Here is a 17,144-nt window from a genome sequence, read left to right on the forward strand (position 1 = left end):
GGATGCAAAACGTGCTTTAGCACCCGTGCTTCGCCATCGAGTTATTGTGTCGCCAGAGCGTGAAATGGAAGGCATGACACCCGAAACAGTGATTGATATGATTGCCCAATCCATAGAAATACCTAGATAACGTGATTAAATTTATAAAATCCTTATACCTCACGCCACGTTTCTTTTACGTGTTGGCAAGCCTTTCGGTGTTGTTTTTGGCATCGTATTGGTTTACAGAAGTGTATGGTATTATTTGGATTTTAGTATTAGCATTCTTGGTCTTCATTCTGTTTGAAATATCCATGCTGTACAGCAAAAACGGATTGAAAGGGGAACGAATTTTACCCGATAAATTTTCAAATAGTGATGTGAACGATGTGCAAGTTCAGCTTAAAAACAACTATAAATTTACCATTGAAGTCGCTCTGGTAGATGAATTGCCTATTCAGTTTCAAAAACGAGATTTTTTCAGAAAAACTATACTGCCGGGAAAAAACAGAAATACTCTGCAATACCAAGTACGACCGGTGGAACGGGGTGAATATAGCTTCGGGAATTTAAATTGTTATGCAACTTCGGTCATTGGGCTTATAAGACGACGCTATACCTTTAACAATGAACAAATGGTGAAAGTGTATCCGTCTTTCATTCAAATGAAAAAATACGACTTTCTGGCTATTGATAATCGATTACGGCAAATTGGTTTAAAGAAAATACGTCGTATTGGTCACACCATGGAGTTTGAACAAATAAAAGAATACGTGGTGGGCGATGATGTTCGTACCGTAAACTGGAAAGCGACTGCAAAACACGGTCACTTAATGGTGAATCAGTATCAGGACGAAAAAATGCAGCCTATCTATTCGATTATTGATACCAGCCGGGTAATGAAGATGCCGTTTAACGAATTGAAACTACTCGATTACGCCATAAACAGCTCGTTAGCTTTCAGCAATATCGCATTAAAAAAAGGCGACAAAGTGGGAGTGGTGGATTTTTCGAACAAATTAGGAGCTTTTTTACCTGCAAATGCCAAGAAAACATATTTAAAGACCTTGTTGGAAACTCTTTATAATGTAGACACCAAATTTAAAGATTCCGATTTTGGAATTTTACAAGCCTTGGTACGGAGAAAGATCACCCAGCGCAGTTTGTTGTTGCTATACACAAATTTTGAGCACATTTCATCTTTAAAACGACAGCTTCCCTATTTGCAAGCCATCGCAAAAAAGCACGTGTTGGTAGTCATCTTTTTTGAAAATACTGAACTGAAATCGTTGAGCGATACAGATGCTGAAACCATCCCCGAAATTGTAGACAAAACCATAGCACAACAATTTCAGTATGACAAGAAGTTGATGGTTCGTGAATTACAACAACGCGGCATACAAACCGTCCTAACTGACCCAGAGGATTTAACAGTAAACACCATCAATAAGTATTTGGAAATTAAGGCTAAAGGGCTTTTGTAACAATTCAGTCACTACATTATACAGTTGGGTAGATTACTTTATTCTGAAACAAGGAAACACCCCATCTTTGTTGTAAGAAAACAATAACCACCTAAATACTGTATTATGAAAACAATCATTGTAACATTAAGCTTAGCTTTTACTTCGCTATTTTTAAATGCTCAAACGGAAGTAGAAACAACTTCAGAAACTCAAACCATTACCGTAACCGTTCCTGTTCAAAGCGAAGAAGGAAACGTCGTTTTTGGTCTCTATGACGAAACTTCTTTTATGAAACAACCACTTGTGGGATTAGAAGGGGAAATCAAGGATGGAAAAGCATCCGTAACCTTTGAAGATGTAAAACCGGGAACCTACGCCATCTTATTGTTTCACGACAAAAATGGAAACAAACAAATGGATTTTGAAGCCAACGGTATGCCAACTGAACCGTATGGAGCAAGTAATAACGTAATGAGCATGGGACCTCCACTATGGAGCGACACCAAGTTTAAAGTGACCAACGAACCTGTTGACCTTGAGGTTAGAATGTAACATTCGTATTATTAAAAATGTACTAAAGCGCAATGATAAATAACTTCATTGCGCTTTTTGTATAAGAAAAAACATAAAAAATAAAATTTTAATAGATTTTATCAATAACATCGTATCTTTGCAATAAAGATAAAAGCTATGACCATTACCCAACTAAAATATGTTCTTGCTGTTGCTGAACACCAAAATTTTACCAAAGCAGCACAGAAAACGTTTGTGACTCAACCTACTTTGAGTATGCAGATACAAAAGCTGGAAGAAGAGCTTGACATTCTAATTTTTGATCGTAGCAAAAAACCTATTGAATTGACAGCTGTGGGTCAAAAAATTGTTACTCAAGCCCGTAATATTGTTAATGAGTCTGAACGTATGCAAGACGTAGTAGACCAAGAAAAAGGATTTATTGGAGGTGAGTTTAAGTTAGGTATCATCCCTACCATCACGCCTACGCTACTACCTATGTTTTTAAAAGCGTTTACTAGTAAATACCCTAAAGTTCAGCTTAAAATTGAAGAACTTACGACTCCTGAAATTATTGCAAAACTTCAAGATGGTCATATAGATGCCGCAATTGCTGCAACACCATTGCATATAGAACGAATAAAAGAACGTGCTTTATATTATGAGCCTTTTGTAGGATATATCCCTTCTAATCATAGGCTATCTAAAAAAGAAAAAATAGACAGTACCGATTTAGAACTAGACGATATTCTGTTATTGGAAGATGGACATTGCTTTCGGGATGGAGTAATAAACCTCTGTAAATCGTCAAAACTTAGTGGTAATGACAAGTTTCAATTAGAAAGTGGCAGTTTTGAAACGTTGATAAAGCTTTCAAATGAAGGATTGGGAATGACACTCCTTCCCTATCTACATACCCTAGATGTTTCAGAAAAACAACAACAAAACCTTCGTTATTTTAATGAGCCGTCACCAGCAAGAGAAGTAAGTTTAATTTACAGTAAAAGTGAATTAAAACTGCAAATAATCGAGGCATTACACGACGTTATTTCAGGTGTTGTAAGAGGTGCAATAGCTTTTCAAGATGTGAAAATTATTGATCCTTTAAAAAAATAAAAAAGTCCGGTATTACTACCGGACTTTCTTTATGGGTTTAATAAAATTAGACATTGATTTAATTCGGGATTCTGTTTAATAAGAGCATCTACCCAAGCTTTAAGTTCCTCAATTTCATAAGGAAGCAGCCTGTCCATCGCCTTCTTCAACTCTTTACAGAACAAATTCACATCAAAACTCACCTTTGAAAGCACAGCTTTGGTGTAATCAAACATTGCTCTAGCCATCGTTTAACTAAATTTAAAATAGGTTAAGTAGAAGTGTATCTATATGCAGAGGGTTTAATTGGTTAGTTTGTTTAAATATAACAAAAATATTTCAAAAATATTTCTTTTGTTGATAACTAAAGAATGTTAAAATCGGTTATCCCCATCTAATAGGCTTCCAAGTCCGCCAAGCACACTGCCTTCGCCTTTATCTTTACCACCACCTTTTGGAGCAGCTGCCCAAACTCGGTTTGCCAATCGGCTAAAAGGTAAGGATTGTATATAGACGGTTCCAGGACCAGTTAAGGTTGCAAAAAACAATCCTTCTCCACCGAATATGGTATTTTTTATACCACCTACAAATTCAATATCATAATCTACCGTTTGGTCAAAACCAATAATACAACCTGTATCCACTTTTAGCTTTTCACCTGGTGCTAATTCTTTTACGGCTGTTGTTCCACCAGCGTGGACAAAAGCTTTTCCAAAGCCTTCTAGTTTTTGCATTATAAAGCCTTCACCTCCAAAAAAACCACGACCTAACTTCTTGGAAAATTCAATACCAATAGAAACGCCTTTTGCCGCACAGAGAAAAGCATCTTTTTGACAAATAAATTTTCCGTTGAATTTTTCAAGATCAATAGCAATTATTTTTCCAGGGTACGGAGAAGCGAAACTTACTCGTTTTTTCCCAGGAACGGTATTGTAAAAGGCGGTCATAAACAGACTTTCACCTGTCAATAGACGTTTTCCGGCTCCGAAAACTTTTCCTAATAATCCTTTGTCATTTTTTGATCCATCTCCAAAAATGGTTTCCATTTTAATGCCGTTATCCATCATCATAAAGCTACCGGCTTCGGCAACAACGCCTTCGTTGGGATCTAGTTCAATTTCCACATACTGCATTTCTTCGCCGTAAATGGTATAATCGATTTCGTGTGCTTTCATTCTGCTAGGGTGTTTTCTATTAGTTGTATAAAAATAAAATATGTTACAAATGGAAGTAGCTAAAAGCTTTCAAAAATTATTATTCACAGAGATTATTATTCTGAAAATCTTTTTCTTCCTCTTCCATAAATTGTTTTATTTTTCGCTCTTCCCAATCTCTAAAAGGCATCAATTTTGGCTTAAAAACATAGAGCCAGTTGATAACAATTACTATTCCCCAGAAAAATGGAGTCGTAAAGTAAGACCAATTTGGAAAATGAATAGGTACGAAAGTGTCTTTAAATACACCAAGCACTGCTAGAAGCATTATTCTATTGATTGTAAGGTAAATACTTAGGTGGATATAAAAACCCTTTATATCTTCTACTCTTTTTTTTAGCGCGTGCGTATTTTGTTTTGTCTTCGGGTTCCATGCTACTATTGTTTAAGTTTTTCTTCAGCCTCCATAAACTGCTTGATCTTTTTTTCTTCCCAATTTTTGAAAAATGAAATTTTAAACGCTTTAAACTTATCTCCTTTAAAGACTTTTAGTCCGTGGAAAATCAATACGATGGTCCATACTATTGAAAAGAATAAAAAATTTGCGTCTATCCAATTTTTGAATCCTTGATTTTCAATAGTTTCATAAAAGCCTCTAATTACAAAAAGCCAAATTAAAATAGAGGCGATATTAATGAGTAGATAAACAATAATGTGATTGTAAAATACTTTGATGGTATCTACTTTTTTCTGAGCACGATGATATGCGGTTTCGGTATAGTTTTTCATAATTAAACTTATTTCCAAAGGTCTTTACTGTTTTTTTCATCTTCTTCCATGAACTGTTTCATTTTACGTTCTTCCCAGTCTCTTCCTAAAAAGGAATTAAACTTAAAAGCTTTTGCAGCTTGAAACACAATGCCTATTCCCCACCCCAATGCGGCCCATAAAAACCAAGGGTAGCGTAATTCGTTGGTATAATAATTAAGCCCAGCAAGAAAAAGGATAAATACTATGTAGAAGAATAAACTGGTATAGAATTTTTTTATATTTTCCATACGTTCTTTAGCACGCAAGTACTTGTTATCTCTTTCTGTATCTCTATCGGTATTCATAATGCGTTGTATTTTATTTTTAATAAAGGTATTTCAATCGGTTTCATTTTTAAAAGAAAGGTTACTGGATTGTAACATATCCCGACTGAATTGTCATCTATTAATCGTCTTCTTCCATCAACTCCTTAATTTTTTGTTTTTCCCAGTCTTTTCCGAAGAAAGGATTATAATTAAACGTTTCTGCAGCGTGGGCCAGAACACCCATACCCCACCCGGCTATTGGGAAAATAGCCCAAGGGAAACCCGCTCCCGATTTATAATTGACCCAAATAAATACCGGTATAAAAATTATGTACATCCCCAAGTTTCCATAAAAACCTTTCAGTTTTTGAACGCGTTCTTTTGCTCTCGCATATTTTTTTTCTGAAATATAAGTTTCTTGTGAGGACACAGTCATCGTCTGTTGTGTTAAAAGTGGTATGGAGATTCTAAATTGTTTTGCATCTTGTTGAATTTCAACAGGTCTATTGGTCAATAAACCGTAGCGTTGCCGAATGTTCTTCAACCCTACTCCACTACTTTCCCTAACAACTTGTTTGGGTTGATAATTATTAGTGATTAATAGGTTGCCTTTATCTTCAGTAATGACAATATGCAACTTTTTTGAAGGGGTAACTTGGTTATGTTTCACTGCATTCTCAAGTAGTAATTGCAGTGATAGTGGTACTACCTTGGCTTCCGGATTGCTTAATTGTGAAGGCACCATAAATACAATGCTTTCTTCAAATCGCATTTTTAGTAATGACATGTACAATTGGGCAAATTTCAGCTCTTCTTCAATCGTTACCAATTGTTTATTTTTCTGTTCTAAAACATATCGGTACACTTTTGAAAGCGATGTTGTAAATCGGGTGGCAGCTTCTGGGTTTTCTTCAATTAAACTAGTCAATACATTCAAGCTATTAAACAAAAAGTGTGGATCTAATTGGTTTTTTAATGCATCGAACTGGGCTGAAGCAGCACCGGCAATTATTTTCTGTTCTTTAACCCTTTTTTCTTGCGTATGCTTATAATAAAAGAAGCCATAAAATATAATCAGTACTACAATAGAAATAATTAATGAAACCTTATAAAAATCAAAGTTTTGTGCTGCTATAAAATCAGGTATTGTATTTCCCTTAATAACCACACTTATTATAAAATGAATTAAAAATAAGGTAGCCATAGTAACAATAATATTCGTTAAAACAGCTTTCCACAATATTTTTCGAGAATACAAAGCGCCTTTAAACTTTTCAAGAAAATACATGATCACATAGGCGTTTGCCATATACAAGGTAACCGAATAGAACTGGTTGTATAAAAACCGACGTAAGAGTTCTGTTCCGGTTTCTATGGTGTTCCCAGTTGCAAATTGTATGAGTCCTAATACTAAAAATATGAGAGAGCCCACAAAAAATGCCTTACCCAATTCTTTAAAAAATCGAATCATTATTGTTTACAGTTTGTTTCAAAAATTTTTTGGGCACGTTCTTCTCCATAGGTGGGGTAGAATTTGCCTTCAGGTTTAAAGGTAGCAAAAAGTTCTATGGCTTTTTGAATGTCCTTGCAGTAGGGTTCTACAGACTGTTTAAAATAGGTTGCGCTGCCTATATCCCATTCGGCTTTACTTAGAATAACGCGTGGGTTATTAGGGGCTAATTGTAAAGCTTTTTGATACAGTTGTTGTACTTTTCCAGAATACTTCATTCCGTATTGCTGTCCATCAAAGGCGATCCAAGCAGTATACCATTGCGCTTCCAATATGAGTATTTCGGGGTTTTCTTTTGAATTAATTTTGGCTTGATTTATAAAATCTTGCGCTTTTTCCAATTGTGCCGTTAGTTTGGTTTTATCTTTTTCGCCGAAGCTATTGATCACATTTATTTGCGCCACATAATAAGGTGGCAACCATTTTTCGGGTTCTGCCTGGGTAATACGCTCAAAAAGATTAGCAGCCTCCCAAGGTTTTTCGGCTTGCCAAAGCTCGAAGGCTTTTTGCATCCCAGTTTCATATTTTGATTGACAGAAACCAATTCCCGAAATAAGCAATACAGTAAGTATAAGTAGTTTTTTCATCTTTTTCTCTTTTAATAGTAATTAATAAGTAGTAAAACCCCGCCTACTAATAAAAATAGGCTTACAAACAGTAGTGCTGTTAGGGTATTTGGTTTTTTGTGTTTTGACAGTAAGACACCTAACATACTCTCTATGTTTTAAGTTAAAGATTAATTTCAAAAGTCTTTGTTTCACTATTATTTATCTCAAACTTGGCGTCCTTCCACTTGGGTGGCCCAAATTTGGCTGGTGCATTGTTTGAAGTGCCATAGTCTTCAGTAGGCATCATTCCCATAAACATATTTAGTTTTTTGTTATCGTCTTCATCATGAAAGCAAGAAACGGCATATACACCATCTGGTACATCCATGAAGGTCACTGTTGCTGTTTGATTTTCAATTTTAGCAGTGCGTGACATAAAATTCTTTTCTAAAAAGGTTTCTTCAGAATCATATAGCCCGACCAAAGCAGTGCCGTTATCGTTATCAAAATCAGTCATAGTTACAGTAACAGTATTCTGCGCTTGCAGAATAAGTGTGGTGAACAAAAGTGTTATGATTGTGATTATCGTTTGCATGTTGTTTTAGTTTTTAATTTATATGTCAAATATCCTTTAAGAAAAGGGTTTTATAAAATTTGATGTACTGAATTGTTTCTTTTTAAGGTTGAACTGTGTTCTTGATATACATAGATTAGTCTAACATCTACAAATTGTCTAACTGATTGTCTTCCCCATCATCACTAATAGTCCAGAAAAAGCCTACAAAGAAAAATTGATCTGTCGCTGGCCGTAATGTCCTTCTTGCAAAGTCACCATTTACAGTTGGTGTATCGGCATATTGATAGCCATTCACATTAGTAAAACCTAATACGTTGTTTACCGAAAAATACAATATCTTTTGTTGCGACAACAAGTACGCCCAGTTTAAACTAATACTGTTATAATCCTTTGTTTTATTCTGTAGAAATCCGCTTTCATTTGGATTGGTATAAGTTCGACCACTTCCGTACTGATAACTAAAGCCCACTTGGCTTTTCCAGTCTTCAATCCAGTATTTACCAACTACCGAAAGATTATGCGTACTAGCAAAATTGGGTGTGGCGGCAATAGGGTAGTTTTTGTACTTCCTTTCAGTATCCAAATACGAATAACTCACCCAATAATCCATATTCTTGAGGCTTTCATTATCTCTCCAAAATAGATCAATTCCTTGAGCAAAACCGTCTCCATTAGTATTAAAATTAGTGTCAAATGAAGGGAAGTCTGAATTGTAAGTAATTAAGTTATCATACTCTTTTCGATAAAATTCAGCTCTAAAAATTCGGTTATTGGCGGTATATTGATAATTCAGTATATAGTGTTGGGACTTTTGTGCATCCAAATCCTGCTGAAATTTTAAATACTCATTAAGTGGCTGTTGATAAAAATCGCCATATGCTAATGATAACTGACTGTTTTTACTCACCTTATATGCTAACGAAGCTCTTGGGGAAAGAGTTACCGCATCAAAAAGCTGACTATACTCACCTCGTAACCCTAACTTTACAGCAAACTTTTTCGAGAAAATAACATCAGCTTCGGTAAAAGCTGCAGAAATGTTATTGTTGAAGTCATAATTAGTGATAAAGGATTCATTTTCGAAATCTTCATTAAAGTCGGTAAAAAACTGCTCTACGCCGTAACTCATTTTAAAACGATTACTAAAGTTTTTCCGCAGTTTCAATTTTAGATGAGCAGATTTCTCAGTATCATCAATATTATCTTCAATAACATTAATAGCTGTCTTTGAAAGCGTAAAGCTAGCTCCTGTTTCCAATTTCCATTTGTTTTTTAACCTGCCAGAATAACTAGCATTGGTATATAAGTTTTGGTTATTTAGCTTAAAATTCACTCCTTCAGGCTGGTTAATATCTTCTTGTGTTAATTGAAATTCGGTAGCATCATACGCTCCATAAATTTTCAATAGTCCGCTTTCAAATTCGTGTCGATAAACAGACTCCCCTGCAAATGTTTCAAAGGGTTTTTGCCAATCGTTTCTACCTGGAAATAATTCATTATACGGCGCTAAATTAATGTAGCTCGCATTTACACTTAACGAATTATTGCCCCAAATTTGGGTGTTACCTACTCCACCGCCTACACTCATAATAGAGATTTCGGTTTTTTCTTGATCTGGAAAATCAACCGTATTTAACAATAAAACAGAAGACAATGCTTGTCCATATTCCGCAGAATACCCCCCTGTAGAAAAGGTTATCCCATCAAACAAAAAAGGGCTATACCGTCCTCGCGTTGGAATGTTATTAGTACTAGGCGTATAAGGCGTAAATACACGAATGCCATCTATAAAAATTTGAGTTTCACCTGCATCTCCACCACGTACAAACAGTCGGCCGTCCTCAGAAACTGTTGTAGTTCCTGGTAAGGTTTGTAAGGCTCCTACAAAATCGCCCAATGCACTGGCTGTGGTAACCACATCCAAAGGTTTTAAAACTGAAACCTTACTGTTATCGCCTGCTTCAAAAGTACCGGCAGAAATCACCACGGTATCCAACGAGCTTACATCTTCACGAAGCTGAATAGTTAGGTTTTGCATTTCAGTTACTAATTTGGTTACTCTAAATGTTTCAAAAGAAACAAAAGAGACTACTAAGATCTGTTCTTTAATTTCAGATGTGGAAAACGAAAACCTTCCTTTATCATCTGTTGTGGTTCCATCATAGGTGCCTTCCAAATAAACATTCGCCCCAAGAATGGGTGTTCCATTTTTTTGTGTAACGATACCTGAAATTCTAACTTGGCAAATTGCCGAAAAAGAAACAAAGAAAAATATGATGGCAAATTTTAAATTTATAGTATTTTGAAGTTTCATGGGTAGTTAGTTTAATATTGCCCCACAAAAATGAATAAGATTTAATCTATTTCAGAAAAAAACAAACCGAACTGTATAATATATATTCTCAATTGTAGTATGTTTATTTTAATCTTTCTTTAGAAAAATAGCTTCGGAAAAATAGTATCTTCGATTTAAGAGTAACAACTAATTAATTATGGACACTTCAGAAAAAGTAACTGCATATATTGACAAACATGAAAAATGGAGTGATGAACTATTAAAACTCCGAAGCATTTTTCAGAAAACAGAACTTACCGAAGAAGTAAAGTGGGGAGCGCCTACCTATACGCTTAATGGTAAATTGGTCGCAGCATTAGCTGGTTTTAAAAACCATTATGCTATCTGGTTTCACCAAGGTGTTTTTTTAAAAAATAAAGAGGACAAATTGGTAAATGCACAAGAAGGCGTTACCAAAGCATTGCGGCAATGGCGTTTTGAAGAAGGCGACCCTATAGAAGCGGATTTGATATTAAAGTACATACAAGAAGCCATTGAAAACTGTATTGCGGGTAAGGAATTAAAGCCTAAACGTAAAAAAGATGCAGTAATACCTCCATTACTAGAAAAAGCATTTAAAACTGATACTAATCTGGCTAAGGCTTTTAAAAACCTAACACCAGGAAAACAGCGAGAATATGCCAATCATATTTCAGAAGCTAAAAGAGAAGCCACCAAAGAAAGTCGACTCCAAAAAATAATTCCCATGATTTTAGATGGTAAAGGACTCCACGATAAATATAAGAACTGCTAATGGATTTCAAGCTTACTCGATATACTTCGCGCCAATTATGGTTTTATGGCAAGCGTGCCTTTTGGATACTCATCTCGTGGGTACTCATTTCGAATATTTTATTTTTTTACGAGTATTTTACTTTAAAAAGCGAAGGGGTTTTAAGTTCGGCTTTCGATTTTGAATCTTCTTTTACAGCTAATTTAATTGTTGGTGTTAGTGCTGGACTTATTGGTGGTTTATTTACCATTAACCTCATGGAACAATGGCTGAGAAGGCATGTATTTTGGAAAGCTCTATTATACATAATTGGTACTTATATTGCCGGAGCTCTTTTAATTAGCACTATCGGAGCATTATATTTTAATAGTGAAAATTTAGGTGTCCCTTTTTACCACCAAGATGTGATAGTAGCGACACAAGTATTTTTCAGTACGTGGCTGTTTCTTAAAAACTTCATTGTTTGGTTATTTATCGTTATTATCACTTTAATCGTTTTAATAGTAAACGATAAATATGGTCCTGGTGTATTTCCAGATTATTTAATGGGGCGCTATTTTCATCCCAAACACGAACGACGCATTTTCATGTTTGCTGACATTAAAAATGCCACCGGTATTGCCGAAACCTTAGGGGAAGAAAAATATTTTAATTTTCTGAAAGACTTTTTCCGGCATATTGCTCCTGCTATTGTGCAAACTCGGGGCGATGTTTATCAATATGTAGGGGATGAAGTCGTGGTTTCATGGAAAATGAAACATGGATTAAGACGCGGAAATGCCATACAGTGTTACTTTTCTATGCAACGTATCATTAAAAGAAAGAGTTATAAATACCTAAAAAAATATGGTATTGTACCCGAGTTTAAAGTAGGCTACCATTTTGGTCCCGTAATGGTAGGAGAAATTGGAGCTATTAAACGTGATATTGCCTTTTCTGGCGATGTACTTAACACAACAGCCCGCATACAATCTATTTGTAACGAACTGGATGTAAAGATATTAGCGTCAAAGGAATTTGCGAATATCGCTTATAAATTACCAAAAGGAGTAACCAAGCTAGATATGGGCAAAGAACAATTACGCGGAAAAGCTGAAGAAATTGGTTTAGTAACCTATAAAAAAGGATAAGTACACATGAAAATTACCCTATTGGCAATTGGTAAAACGGATGATAAAAATTTACAAACTTTAATCGCAGCATATACTAGGCGATTAAAACATTACGTCCCATTTTCCTTCGAACTCATTCCTGATATTAAAAACGTTAAAAATCTTTCTGAAACCTTACAGAAACAAGCAGAGGGCGAAGCAATTTTAAAACGGCTACAAAATGCCGATATACTTATTCTTTTAGATGAAAACGGAAAGCAATTTAGCTCGGTAGGTTTTTCACACTTTCTTCAGAAAAAAATGAATAGCGGCCTTAAGAATCTTGTACTTGTAATTGGCGGACCGTATGGTTTTAGCGATGAAATTTATAAACGGGCAAATGGCAAAATATCACTATCAAAAATGACATTTTCTCATCAAATGGTACGGTTATTCGTTGTTGAACAGTTGTATAGAGGCTTTACTATACTAAAAAATGAGCCGTATCACCACAGATAAGTTTATTTTTTAATTTTGGCCAGTAAGCCTTTGGTTGATTGGTTGTTTATTAATGAGAAATCATTAGTTTTAATAGCTTCCATCACATTTTTAGCAACGGTTTTCCCTAGCTCTACTCCCCATTGGTCATAACTAAAAATATTCCAAACCACACCTTGCACAAATAGTTTGTGTTCGTACAAAGCTAATAAGCTTCCTAAGCTATGCGGTGTTAGTTTTTTTATAAGAATGGTGTTTGAAGGCTTATTGCCTTGAAATTCTCTGAATGGATTCTCAATACTTTTACCAAACGTGCCTTGTAGCAAGGATTCAGATTGTGCAAAACAGTTTGATATGAGTTTTCTATGATGCTCTTTATCTCCGTGTAGCGATTCTATAAAAGCAATAAAATCTACTGGAATTAAGCGTTTTCCCTGGTGAATTAACTGAAAAAAAGCGTGTTGGGCATTGGTACCTGTATCACCCCAAACGATGGTTCCAGTAGTGTAATCTACTTTACTACCATTTCGGTCGGTGCCTTTTCCGTTGCTTTCCATCACTGCCTGTTGCAAGTAGGTAACCAATTTGCTTAAATATTCAGAATATGGAATAACCGCTTCACTTTCAGCTTCAAAAAAGTTTGCATACCATATAGAAAGCATCGCAAGAATCACTGGAGTATTATCACCTAAGGCTGAGGATTGAAAATGAATATCCATCTCGTGTGCTCCTTTCAATAATTCTTCAAAATTATCATAGCCCACTGCGCAGCAAATAGAGAGACCAACTGCACTCCAAAGAGAGAAACGACCGCCAACCCAATCCCACATTGGGAATATGTTTGTTGAAGCAATCCCAAAATCAAGAACCGCTTCTTTATTAGTAGAAACCGCTACAAAGTGATGTTCAATATCTTTTTCTGAATGTTTTACTAAAAACCAATTACGAATCGTATTCGCGTTGGTTAAGGTTTCAAGCGTCGTGAAACTTTTTGAAACCACTATAAACAAAGTTGTTGCTGGATTTAAACTTTTTATGGTTTCCTTCACGTGATCACCATCTACATTTGAAACAAAATGAACGTTTAAATGATTTTTATAAAAATGTAGTGCTTCGGTTACCATTTTTGGTCCTAAATCACTCCCGCCTACGCCAATATTTACAACATCGGTAATAGGTTTCCCAGTACAACCTTTCCAATTTCCTGAAATAATTTTTTCTGAAAAAACCTTCATTTTCTGAAGGGTTTCTTTCACTTCTGGTTTCATTTCAGTAAAATCACGCAATGCAGTATGTAGAACCGCTCTGCCTTCCGTTTCGTTTATTTTTGCACCTTTAAACTGAGCTGATATAGCTTCTTCTAACTTAACTTCTTTTGCTAAGTCTATTAATAATGATTTTGTGGTATCTGTAATTCGGTTTTTGGAATAGTCAATATAAAAATCATTCCACTCGATGGAGAACTTTTTAGAACGAGATGCGTCCTTTGCAAACAAATCTTGCATATTTACATCTTTCATTTCTGAAAAATGTGCTTCTAAGGCATTCCAAGCTTTCGTTTGTGTGGGGTTTATTTTGGGTAAACTCATTCTTATAATTCCTTAGTTTTATAATAAGTAATCAGCCCATCAATGGGTCTTTTAATAAAATTTCCAGGTTTCAAATTATACTCTTTTAAGCATTGACTAACTACTTCTATTGAAAAATGAGCAATAGATCCCACAAAATGAATGGGAACTTGTTTTGCCTCTTTATAAATAAGCACCTGATTTTCAACAAACAGCGCTATTCCTGTTTTTATTAATTGATTGAAATAATTTTCATCTTGCTTACAAAGAAAGAGAAATTCGGCAAAAGAAGCTAAATATGCGTTGGGATTTGCTTTTTTATATAAGTTTACTTTAATAGTATCAGGGTCAAGATCGAATGTACTTTCAAATTCTGAAGCAACTTTAGTCGGCATTTTTTTATAGAAGTAATCCCGTAATAATTGTTTGCCGTAATAATTTCCACTAGCATCATCCATTACCGAATAACCCAATGATGGAGCACCTGAATGAATTTTAGTACCATCAAAATAACAGGAGTTAGAGCCTGTACCTAAAATACAAATAATACCAGGTTTTGTAGTTGTTGCATAGACCGCAGCAGCTATATCTTCGTGTACAGTGACCTTTGCTAAAGAAAACAAATTACTTAAAGCTTCTTGCAATAGTAATCTTGGTGTTTTTGTACCACAACCAGCACCGTAAAAATCAACTCTTTCAGTTGTACTGAAAATAGCATTTAAAGCTTCATTACTTTGAATACGGTCTTTAATTTCAGATTGAGATACAACTGTAGGATTTAAACCTAACGTACGGGTTTTTTGAATGACATCGCCAGACTTATTTAAAAGAATCCAATCGCATTTTGTTGAACCGCCATCAGCTATTAAAATCATACTTATACTGTTGCAACGTGAGCGGTAAGTTCAATTAACTTTGCCGAATACGCATATTCATTATCATACCAAGCCACTAACTTAAAGAAATTATCATTAAGCGCAATCCCAGCTTCGGCATCAAAAATGGAAGTTCTTGGATCGCTTACAAAATCTTGTGATACTACTGCTTTTTCAGTATAGCCAATTATTCCTTTATAATCGGTTTCTGAAGCTTCTTTAAAGAGTGCTTTTACTTCATCGTACGTTGCACTTTTTTTAGTTCTTACCGTTAAATCTACTACCGAAACATCTGCTGTAGGAACACGGAAAGCCATTCCTGTTAGTTTTCCTTCTAAATCTGGGATAACTTTGGTTACTGCCACTGCAGCTCCGGTTGTAGTTGGTATAATGTTACGTAAGGCACTTCTGCCTACACGATAGTTCTTTTTTGAAGGTTGATCAACCGTAGATTGTGTAGCTGTTGTTGAATGTACAGTTGTCATTAAACCTTCCACAATACCTAACTTATCATTGATTAATTTTGCCATCGGTGCCAAACAATTTGTTGTACATGAAGCATTTGAAACTATGGTATCTTCAGGTTTAATATCTGTATGATTCACCCCCATTACAAACATAGGGACTGATTTTGAAGGCGCTGAAACTACTACTTTTTTTGCTCCAGCTTTTAAATGAGCTTCAGCCTTATCTTTTTCTTTAAAGACACCAGTACAATCAATTACTATTTCAGCATTAACTTCATTCCATTTTAGGTTTTCAGGATTTTTTTCAGCAGTAACCCGTATTTTCTTTCTGTTGATAACCAAGTTGTTATTTTCTACGGAAATAGTTCCAGGAAATCTTCCATGAACAGAATCAAACTCTAACAAATAAGCTAAGTGGTCAATATCAACCAAGTCATTTACTGCTACTATTTCTATATCATCACGTTGTGAAGCGATACGAAAAGCAATTCTTCCTATTCGTCCAAAACCATTTATTGCAATTTTTGTCATATTCTTTATTATCTTTTAAAAGGTTCGCTTACTAAATAAGGTACTAAAATTAAACCGAAGTAATATCAGCCACTCGAACCAATTCTAAATCAAGATCATTACTGCTTTTAATAGCTTCGGAAAAAGGCACGGTGGTAATTTGGTTATGCGAAATGCCAATCATGATATTGCTTTTACCATCTAATAAAGTATCCACAGCGCTAACTCCTAGCCTACTCGCCAAAACGCGATCATAACAACTAGGTGCTCCTCCACGTTGAATGTGACCTAATACTGTTACCCGAACTTCATATTCGTTGAGGTTTTTTTCAATATAATCAGCTAGTTTAAGAATATTTTTTCCAATTTGATCTCCTTCAGAAACCACAATAATACTTGACGTCTTACCTGACTTTTTACTTCGCTTAAGGGATTCTATCAATCGATCATGACCTAGATTTTCTTCAGGTATTAATATTTCTTCAGCACCAGCTCCTATCCCAGCATTTAAAGCAATATTTCCAGCATTTCTGCCCATAACTTCTACCAAGAAGAGACGATTGTGTGAATTTGCAGTATCTCTAATTTTATCTATGGCTTCAACTACTGTATTCAAGGCAGTATCGTAACCAATAGTCACATCGGTACCATAAATGTCATTATCTATGGTTCCTGGAAGCCCTACAATGGGAAAGTTAAATTCTTCTGTAAAAATAGATGCTCCGGTAAAGGTTCCGTCTCCTCCTATGACTACTAAAGCGTTAATGTTTTCTTTTTTTAATTGCTCAAAAGCCTTTTTTCTGCCTTCCTTTGTTCTAAACTCTTGAGATCGGGCAGATTTTAAAAAGGTCCCTCCTTTGTTAATGATGTTTTTTACAGAACGAGGTCCTAACGGTTTAAAATCTCCTTCAATTAAACCTTCGTACCCTCTAAAAACACCTACACAATCTAATTTATGAAAGGCACAAGCTCTTACTACAGCTCGTATAGCGGCATTCATGCCAGGTGCATCTCCTCCGCTTGTCAATACTGCTATTTTCTTTATTGTTTGGCTCATTTCTGTAAAACTAAGTGAATAATGCCACTTAAGCAACACCTATTTTCCTTTTAAATAGAAAAAAATTATTTGAAAAATACGTGTATGCACGT

At 35.3% G+C, this 17,144-nt stretch carries 19 protein-coding genes and 1 pseudogene; 7 read left to right on the top strand and 13 right to left on the bottom strand.

Features of this window, described 5'->3' with window-relative positions:
• From AACZ92_RS05395 to AACZ92_RS05410, 4 genes and pseudogenes are all read left to right on the top strand, one after another.
• A pseudogene (locus AACZ92_RS05395) lies at positions 1–130 on the top strand (magnesium chelatase); the annotation flags it as partial.
• A gap of 1 nt (position 131) precedes the next feature.
• A complete protein-coding gene (locus AACZ92_RS05400; RefSeq protein ID WP_339698021.1) occupies positions 132–1,463 on the top strand; it encodes a DUF58 domain-containing protein in 1,332 nt (443 codons plus the stop codon).
• Positions 1,464–1,568: 105 nt separating this feature from the next.
• Positions 1,569–1,997 carry a DUF2141 domain-containing protein gene (locus tag AACZ92_RS05405; RefSeq protein WP_339698024.1) on the top strand — a complete coding sequence of 143 codons (429 nt, stop codon included), beginning with the start codon at positions 1,569–1,571 and terminating at the stop codon, positions 1,995–1,997.
• 138 nt (positions 1,998–2,135) lie between these two features.
• The gene (locus AACZ92_RS05410) at positions 2,136–3,074 is read left to right on the top strand and encodes a hydrogen peroxide-inducible genes activator (RefSeq protein ID WP_339698027.1); all 939 of its coding nucleotides are present in this window, start codon (positions 2,136–2,138) and stop codon (positions 3,072–3,074) included.
• A 29-nt stretch (positions 3,075–3,103) separates the two neighbouring features.
• Here the strand turns inward: AACZ92_RS05410 and AACZ92_RS05415 are convergent, their stop codons facing one another.
• From AACZ92_RS05415 to AACZ92_RS05455, 9 genes are all read right to left on the bottom strand, one after another.
• The gene (locus tag AACZ92_RS05415) at positions 3,104–3,301 is read right to left on the bottom strand and encodes a hypothetical protein (RefSeq protein WP_339698030.1); all 198 of its coding nucleotides are present in this window, start codon (positions 3,299–3,301) and stop codon (positions 3,104–3,106) included.
• A gap of 126 nt (positions 3,302–3,427) precedes the next feature.
• A complete protein-coding gene (locus AACZ92_RS05420; RefSeq protein ID WP_339698033.1) occupies positions 3,428–4,228 on the bottom strand; it encodes a TIGR00266 family protein in 801 nt (266 codons plus the stop codon).
• Between the two features lie 79 nt (positions 4,229–4,307).
• A complete protein-coding gene (locus tag AACZ92_RS05425; RefSeq protein WP_339698221.1) occupies positions 4,308–4,649 on the bottom strand; it encodes a 2TM domain-containing protein in 342 nt (113 codons plus the stop codon).
• Positions 4,646–4,996 carry a 2TM domain-containing protein gene (locus AACZ92_RS05430; protein WP_339698036.1) on the bottom strand — a complete coding sequence of 117 codons (351 nt, stop codon included), beginning with the start codon at positions 4,994–4,996 and terminating at the stop codon, positions 4,646–4,648. Before AACZ92_RS05430 ends, AACZ92_RS05425 begins: the two co-directional genes overlap by 4 nt.
• Before the next feature lie 8 nt (positions 4,997–5,004).
• Positions 5,005–5,322 (bottom strand): 2TM domain-containing protein, encoded by a 318-nt coding sequence (locus AACZ92_RS05435; protein ID WP_339698039.1) that lies wholly within the window; start codon positions 5,320–5,322, stop codon positions 5,005–5,007.
• Between the two features lie 100 nt (positions 5,323–5,422).
• Positions 5,423–6,754: a 2TM domain-containing protein gene (locus AACZ92_RS05440; protein ID WP_339698042.1), complete on the bottom strand. Its 1,332-nt coding sequence runs from the start codon at positions 6,752–6,754 to the stop codon at positions 5,423–5,425.
• Entirely contained in the window at positions 6,754–7,380 is a 627-nt protein-coding gene (locus tag AACZ92_RS05445) for a hypothetical protein (protein ID WP_339698045.1), read from the bottom strand. Before AACZ92_RS05445 ends, AACZ92_RS05440 begins: the two co-directional genes overlap by 1 nt.
• Positions 7,381–7,522: 142 nt before the next feature.
• Positions 7,523–7,936 carry a DUF2141 domain-containing protein gene (locus AACZ92_RS05450; RefSeq protein ID WP_339698048.1) on the bottom strand — a complete coding sequence of 138 codons (414 nt, stop codon included), beginning with the start codon at positions 7,934–7,936 and terminating at the stop codon, positions 7,523–7,525.
• A gap of 127 nt (positions 7,937–8,063) precedes the next feature.
• Positions 8,064–10,232: a TonB-dependent receptor gene (locus tag AACZ92_RS05455; protein WP_339698051.1), complete on the bottom strand. Its 2,169-nt coding sequence runs from the start codon at positions 10,230–10,232 to the stop codon at positions 8,064–8,066.
• 178 nt (positions 10,233–10,410) lie between these two features.
• Here AACZ92_RS05455 and AACZ92_RS05460 point away from each other — a divergent pair, with 178 nt between their 5' ends.
• The 3 genes from AACZ92_RS05460 to rlmH are packed head-to-tail and all read left to right on the top strand — an operon-like array spanning position 10,411 to position 12,596.
• The gene (locus AACZ92_RS05460) at positions 10,411–11,007 is read left to right on the top strand and encodes a YdeI/OmpD-associated family protein (protein WP_339698054.1); all 597 of its coding nucleotides are present in this window, start codon (positions 10,411–10,413) and stop codon (positions 11,005–11,007) included.
• Positions 11,007–12,116 carry an adenylate/guanylate cyclase domain-containing protein gene (locus AACZ92_RS05465; RefSeq protein ID WP_339698056.1) on the top strand — a complete coding sequence of 370 codons (1,110 nt, stop codon included), beginning with the start codon at positions 11,007–11,009 and terminating at the stop codon, positions 12,114–12,116. The genes AACZ92_RS05460 and AACZ92_RS05465 overlap by 1 nt, the downstream gene beginning before the upstream one ends.
• 6 nt (positions 12,117–12,122) lie before the next feature.
• Positions 12,123–12,596, top strand: coding sequence for a 23S rRNA (pseudouridine(1915)-N(3))-methyltransferase RlmH (gene rlmH, locus AACZ92_RS05470; protein WP_339698058.1), 474 nt, complete (start codon positions 12,123–12,125; stop codon positions 12,594–12,596).
• A 2-nt stretch (positions 12,597–12,598) separates the two neighbouring features.
• Here the strand turns inward: rlmH and pgi are convergent, their stop codons facing one another.
• Genes pgi through pfkA form a run of 4 tightly spaced genes read right to left on the bottom strand, consistent with a single transcriptional unit; the run spans position 12,599 to position 17,052 of the window.
• Positions 12,599–14,164, bottom strand: coding sequence for a glucose-6-phosphate isomerase (pgi, locus tag AACZ92_RS05475; protein ID WP_339698060.1), 1,566 nt, complete (start codon positions 14,162–14,164; stop codon positions 12,599–12,601).
• Positions 14,165–14,166: 2 nt separating this feature from the next.
• Complete coding sequence (locus AACZ92_RS05480; RefSeq protein WP_339698062.1) at positions 14,167–15,018, bottom strand: BadF/BadG/BcrA/BcrD ATPase family protein; 852 nt, start codon at positions 15,016–15,018, stop codon at positions 14,167–14,169.
• 2 nt (positions 15,019–15,020) lie between these two features.
• The gene (gene gap, locus AACZ92_RS05485; protein WP_339698064.1) at positions 15,021–16,016 is read right to left on the bottom strand and encodes a type I glyceraldehyde-3-phosphate dehydrogenase; all 996 of its coding nucleotides are present in this window, start codon (positions 16,014–16,016) and stop codon (positions 15,021–15,023) included.
• A 49-nt stretch (positions 16,017–16,065) separates the two neighbouring features.
• The gene (gene pfkA, locus AACZ92_RS05490; RefSeq protein ID WP_339698066.1) at positions 16,066–17,052 is read right to left on the bottom strand and encodes a 6-phosphofructokinase; all 987 of its coding nucleotides are present in this window, start codon (positions 17,050–17,052) and stop codon (positions 16,066–16,068) included.
• Between the last annotated feature and the right edge of the window lie 92 nt (positions 17,053–17,144).

The organism is uncultured Marixanthomonas sp., assembly GCF_963974425.1.
Taxonomy (GTDB): Bacteria; Bacteroidota; Bacteroidia; order Flavobacteriales; family Flavobacteriaceae; genus Marixanthomonas.

Bases quoted from the DNA above. Each gene is read 5' to 3' on its own strand.
- AACZ92_RS05460 (WP_339698054.1), top strand. From the start codon at position 10,411: ATGGACACTTCAGAAAAAGTAACTGCATATATTGACAAACATGAAAAA.
- AACZ92_RS05440 (WP_339698042.1), bottom strand. From the start codon at position 6,754: ATGATTCGATTTTTTAAAGAATTGGGTAAGGCATTTTTTGTGGGCTCT.
- AACZ92_RS05415 (WP_339698030.1), bottom strand. From the start codon at position 3,301: ATGGCTAGAGCAATGTTTGATTACACCAAAGCTGTGCTTTCAAAGGTG.
- AACZ92_RS05405 (WP_339698024.1), top strand. From the start codon at position 1,569: ATGAAAACAATCATTGTAACATTAAGCTTAGCTTTTACTTCGCTATTT.
- AACZ92_RS05450 (WP_339698048.1), bottom strand. From the start codon at position 7,936: ATGCAAACGATAATCACAATCATAACACTTTTGTTCACCACACTTATT.
- pfkA (WP_339698066.1), bottom strand. From the start codon at position 17,052: ATGAGCCAAACAATAAAGAAAATAGCAGTATTGACAAGCGGAGGAGAT.
- AACZ92_RS05445 (WP_339698045.1), bottom strand. From the start codon at position 7,380: ATGAAAAAACTACTTATACTTACTGTATTGCTTATTTCGGGAATTGGT.
- pgi (WP_339698060.1), bottom strand. From the start codon at position 14,164: ATGAGTTTACCCAAAATAAACCCCACACAAACGAAAGCTTGGAATGCC.
- AACZ92_RS05455 (WP_339698051.1), bottom strand. From the start codon at position 10,232: ATGAAACTTCAAAATACTATAAATTTAAAATTTGCCATCATATTTTTC.
- AACZ92_RS05465 (WP_339698056.1), top strand. From the start codon at position 11,007: ATGGATTTCAAGCTTACTCGATATACTTCGCGCCAATTATGGTTTTAT.
- AACZ92_RS05410 (WP_339698027.1), top strand. From the start codon at position 2,136: ATGACCATTACCCAACTAAAATATGTTCTTGCTGTTGCTGAACACCAA.
- AACZ92_RS05435 (WP_339698039.1), bottom strand. From the start codon at position 5,322: ATGAATACCGATAGAGATACAGAAAGAGATAACAAGTACTTGCGTGCT.
- AACZ92_RS05430 (WP_339698036.1), bottom strand. From the start codon at position 4,996: ATGAAAAACTATACCGAAACCGCATATCATCGTGCTCAGAAAAAAGTA.
- gap (WP_339698064.1), bottom strand. From the start codon at position 16,016: ATGACAAAAATTGCAATAAATGGTTTTGGACGAATAGGAAGAATTGCT.
- AACZ92_RS05420 (WP_339698033.1), bottom strand. From the start codon at position 4,228: ATGAAAGCACACGAAATCGATTATACCATTTACGGCGAAGAAATGCAG.
- rlmH (WP_339698058.1), top strand. From the start codon at position 12,123: ATGAAAATTACCCTATTGGCAATTGGTAAAACGGATGATAAAAATTTA.
- AACZ92_RS05480 (WP_339698062.1), bottom strand. From the start codon at position 15,018: ATGATTTTAATAGCTGATGGCGGTTCAACAAAATGCGATTGGATTCTT.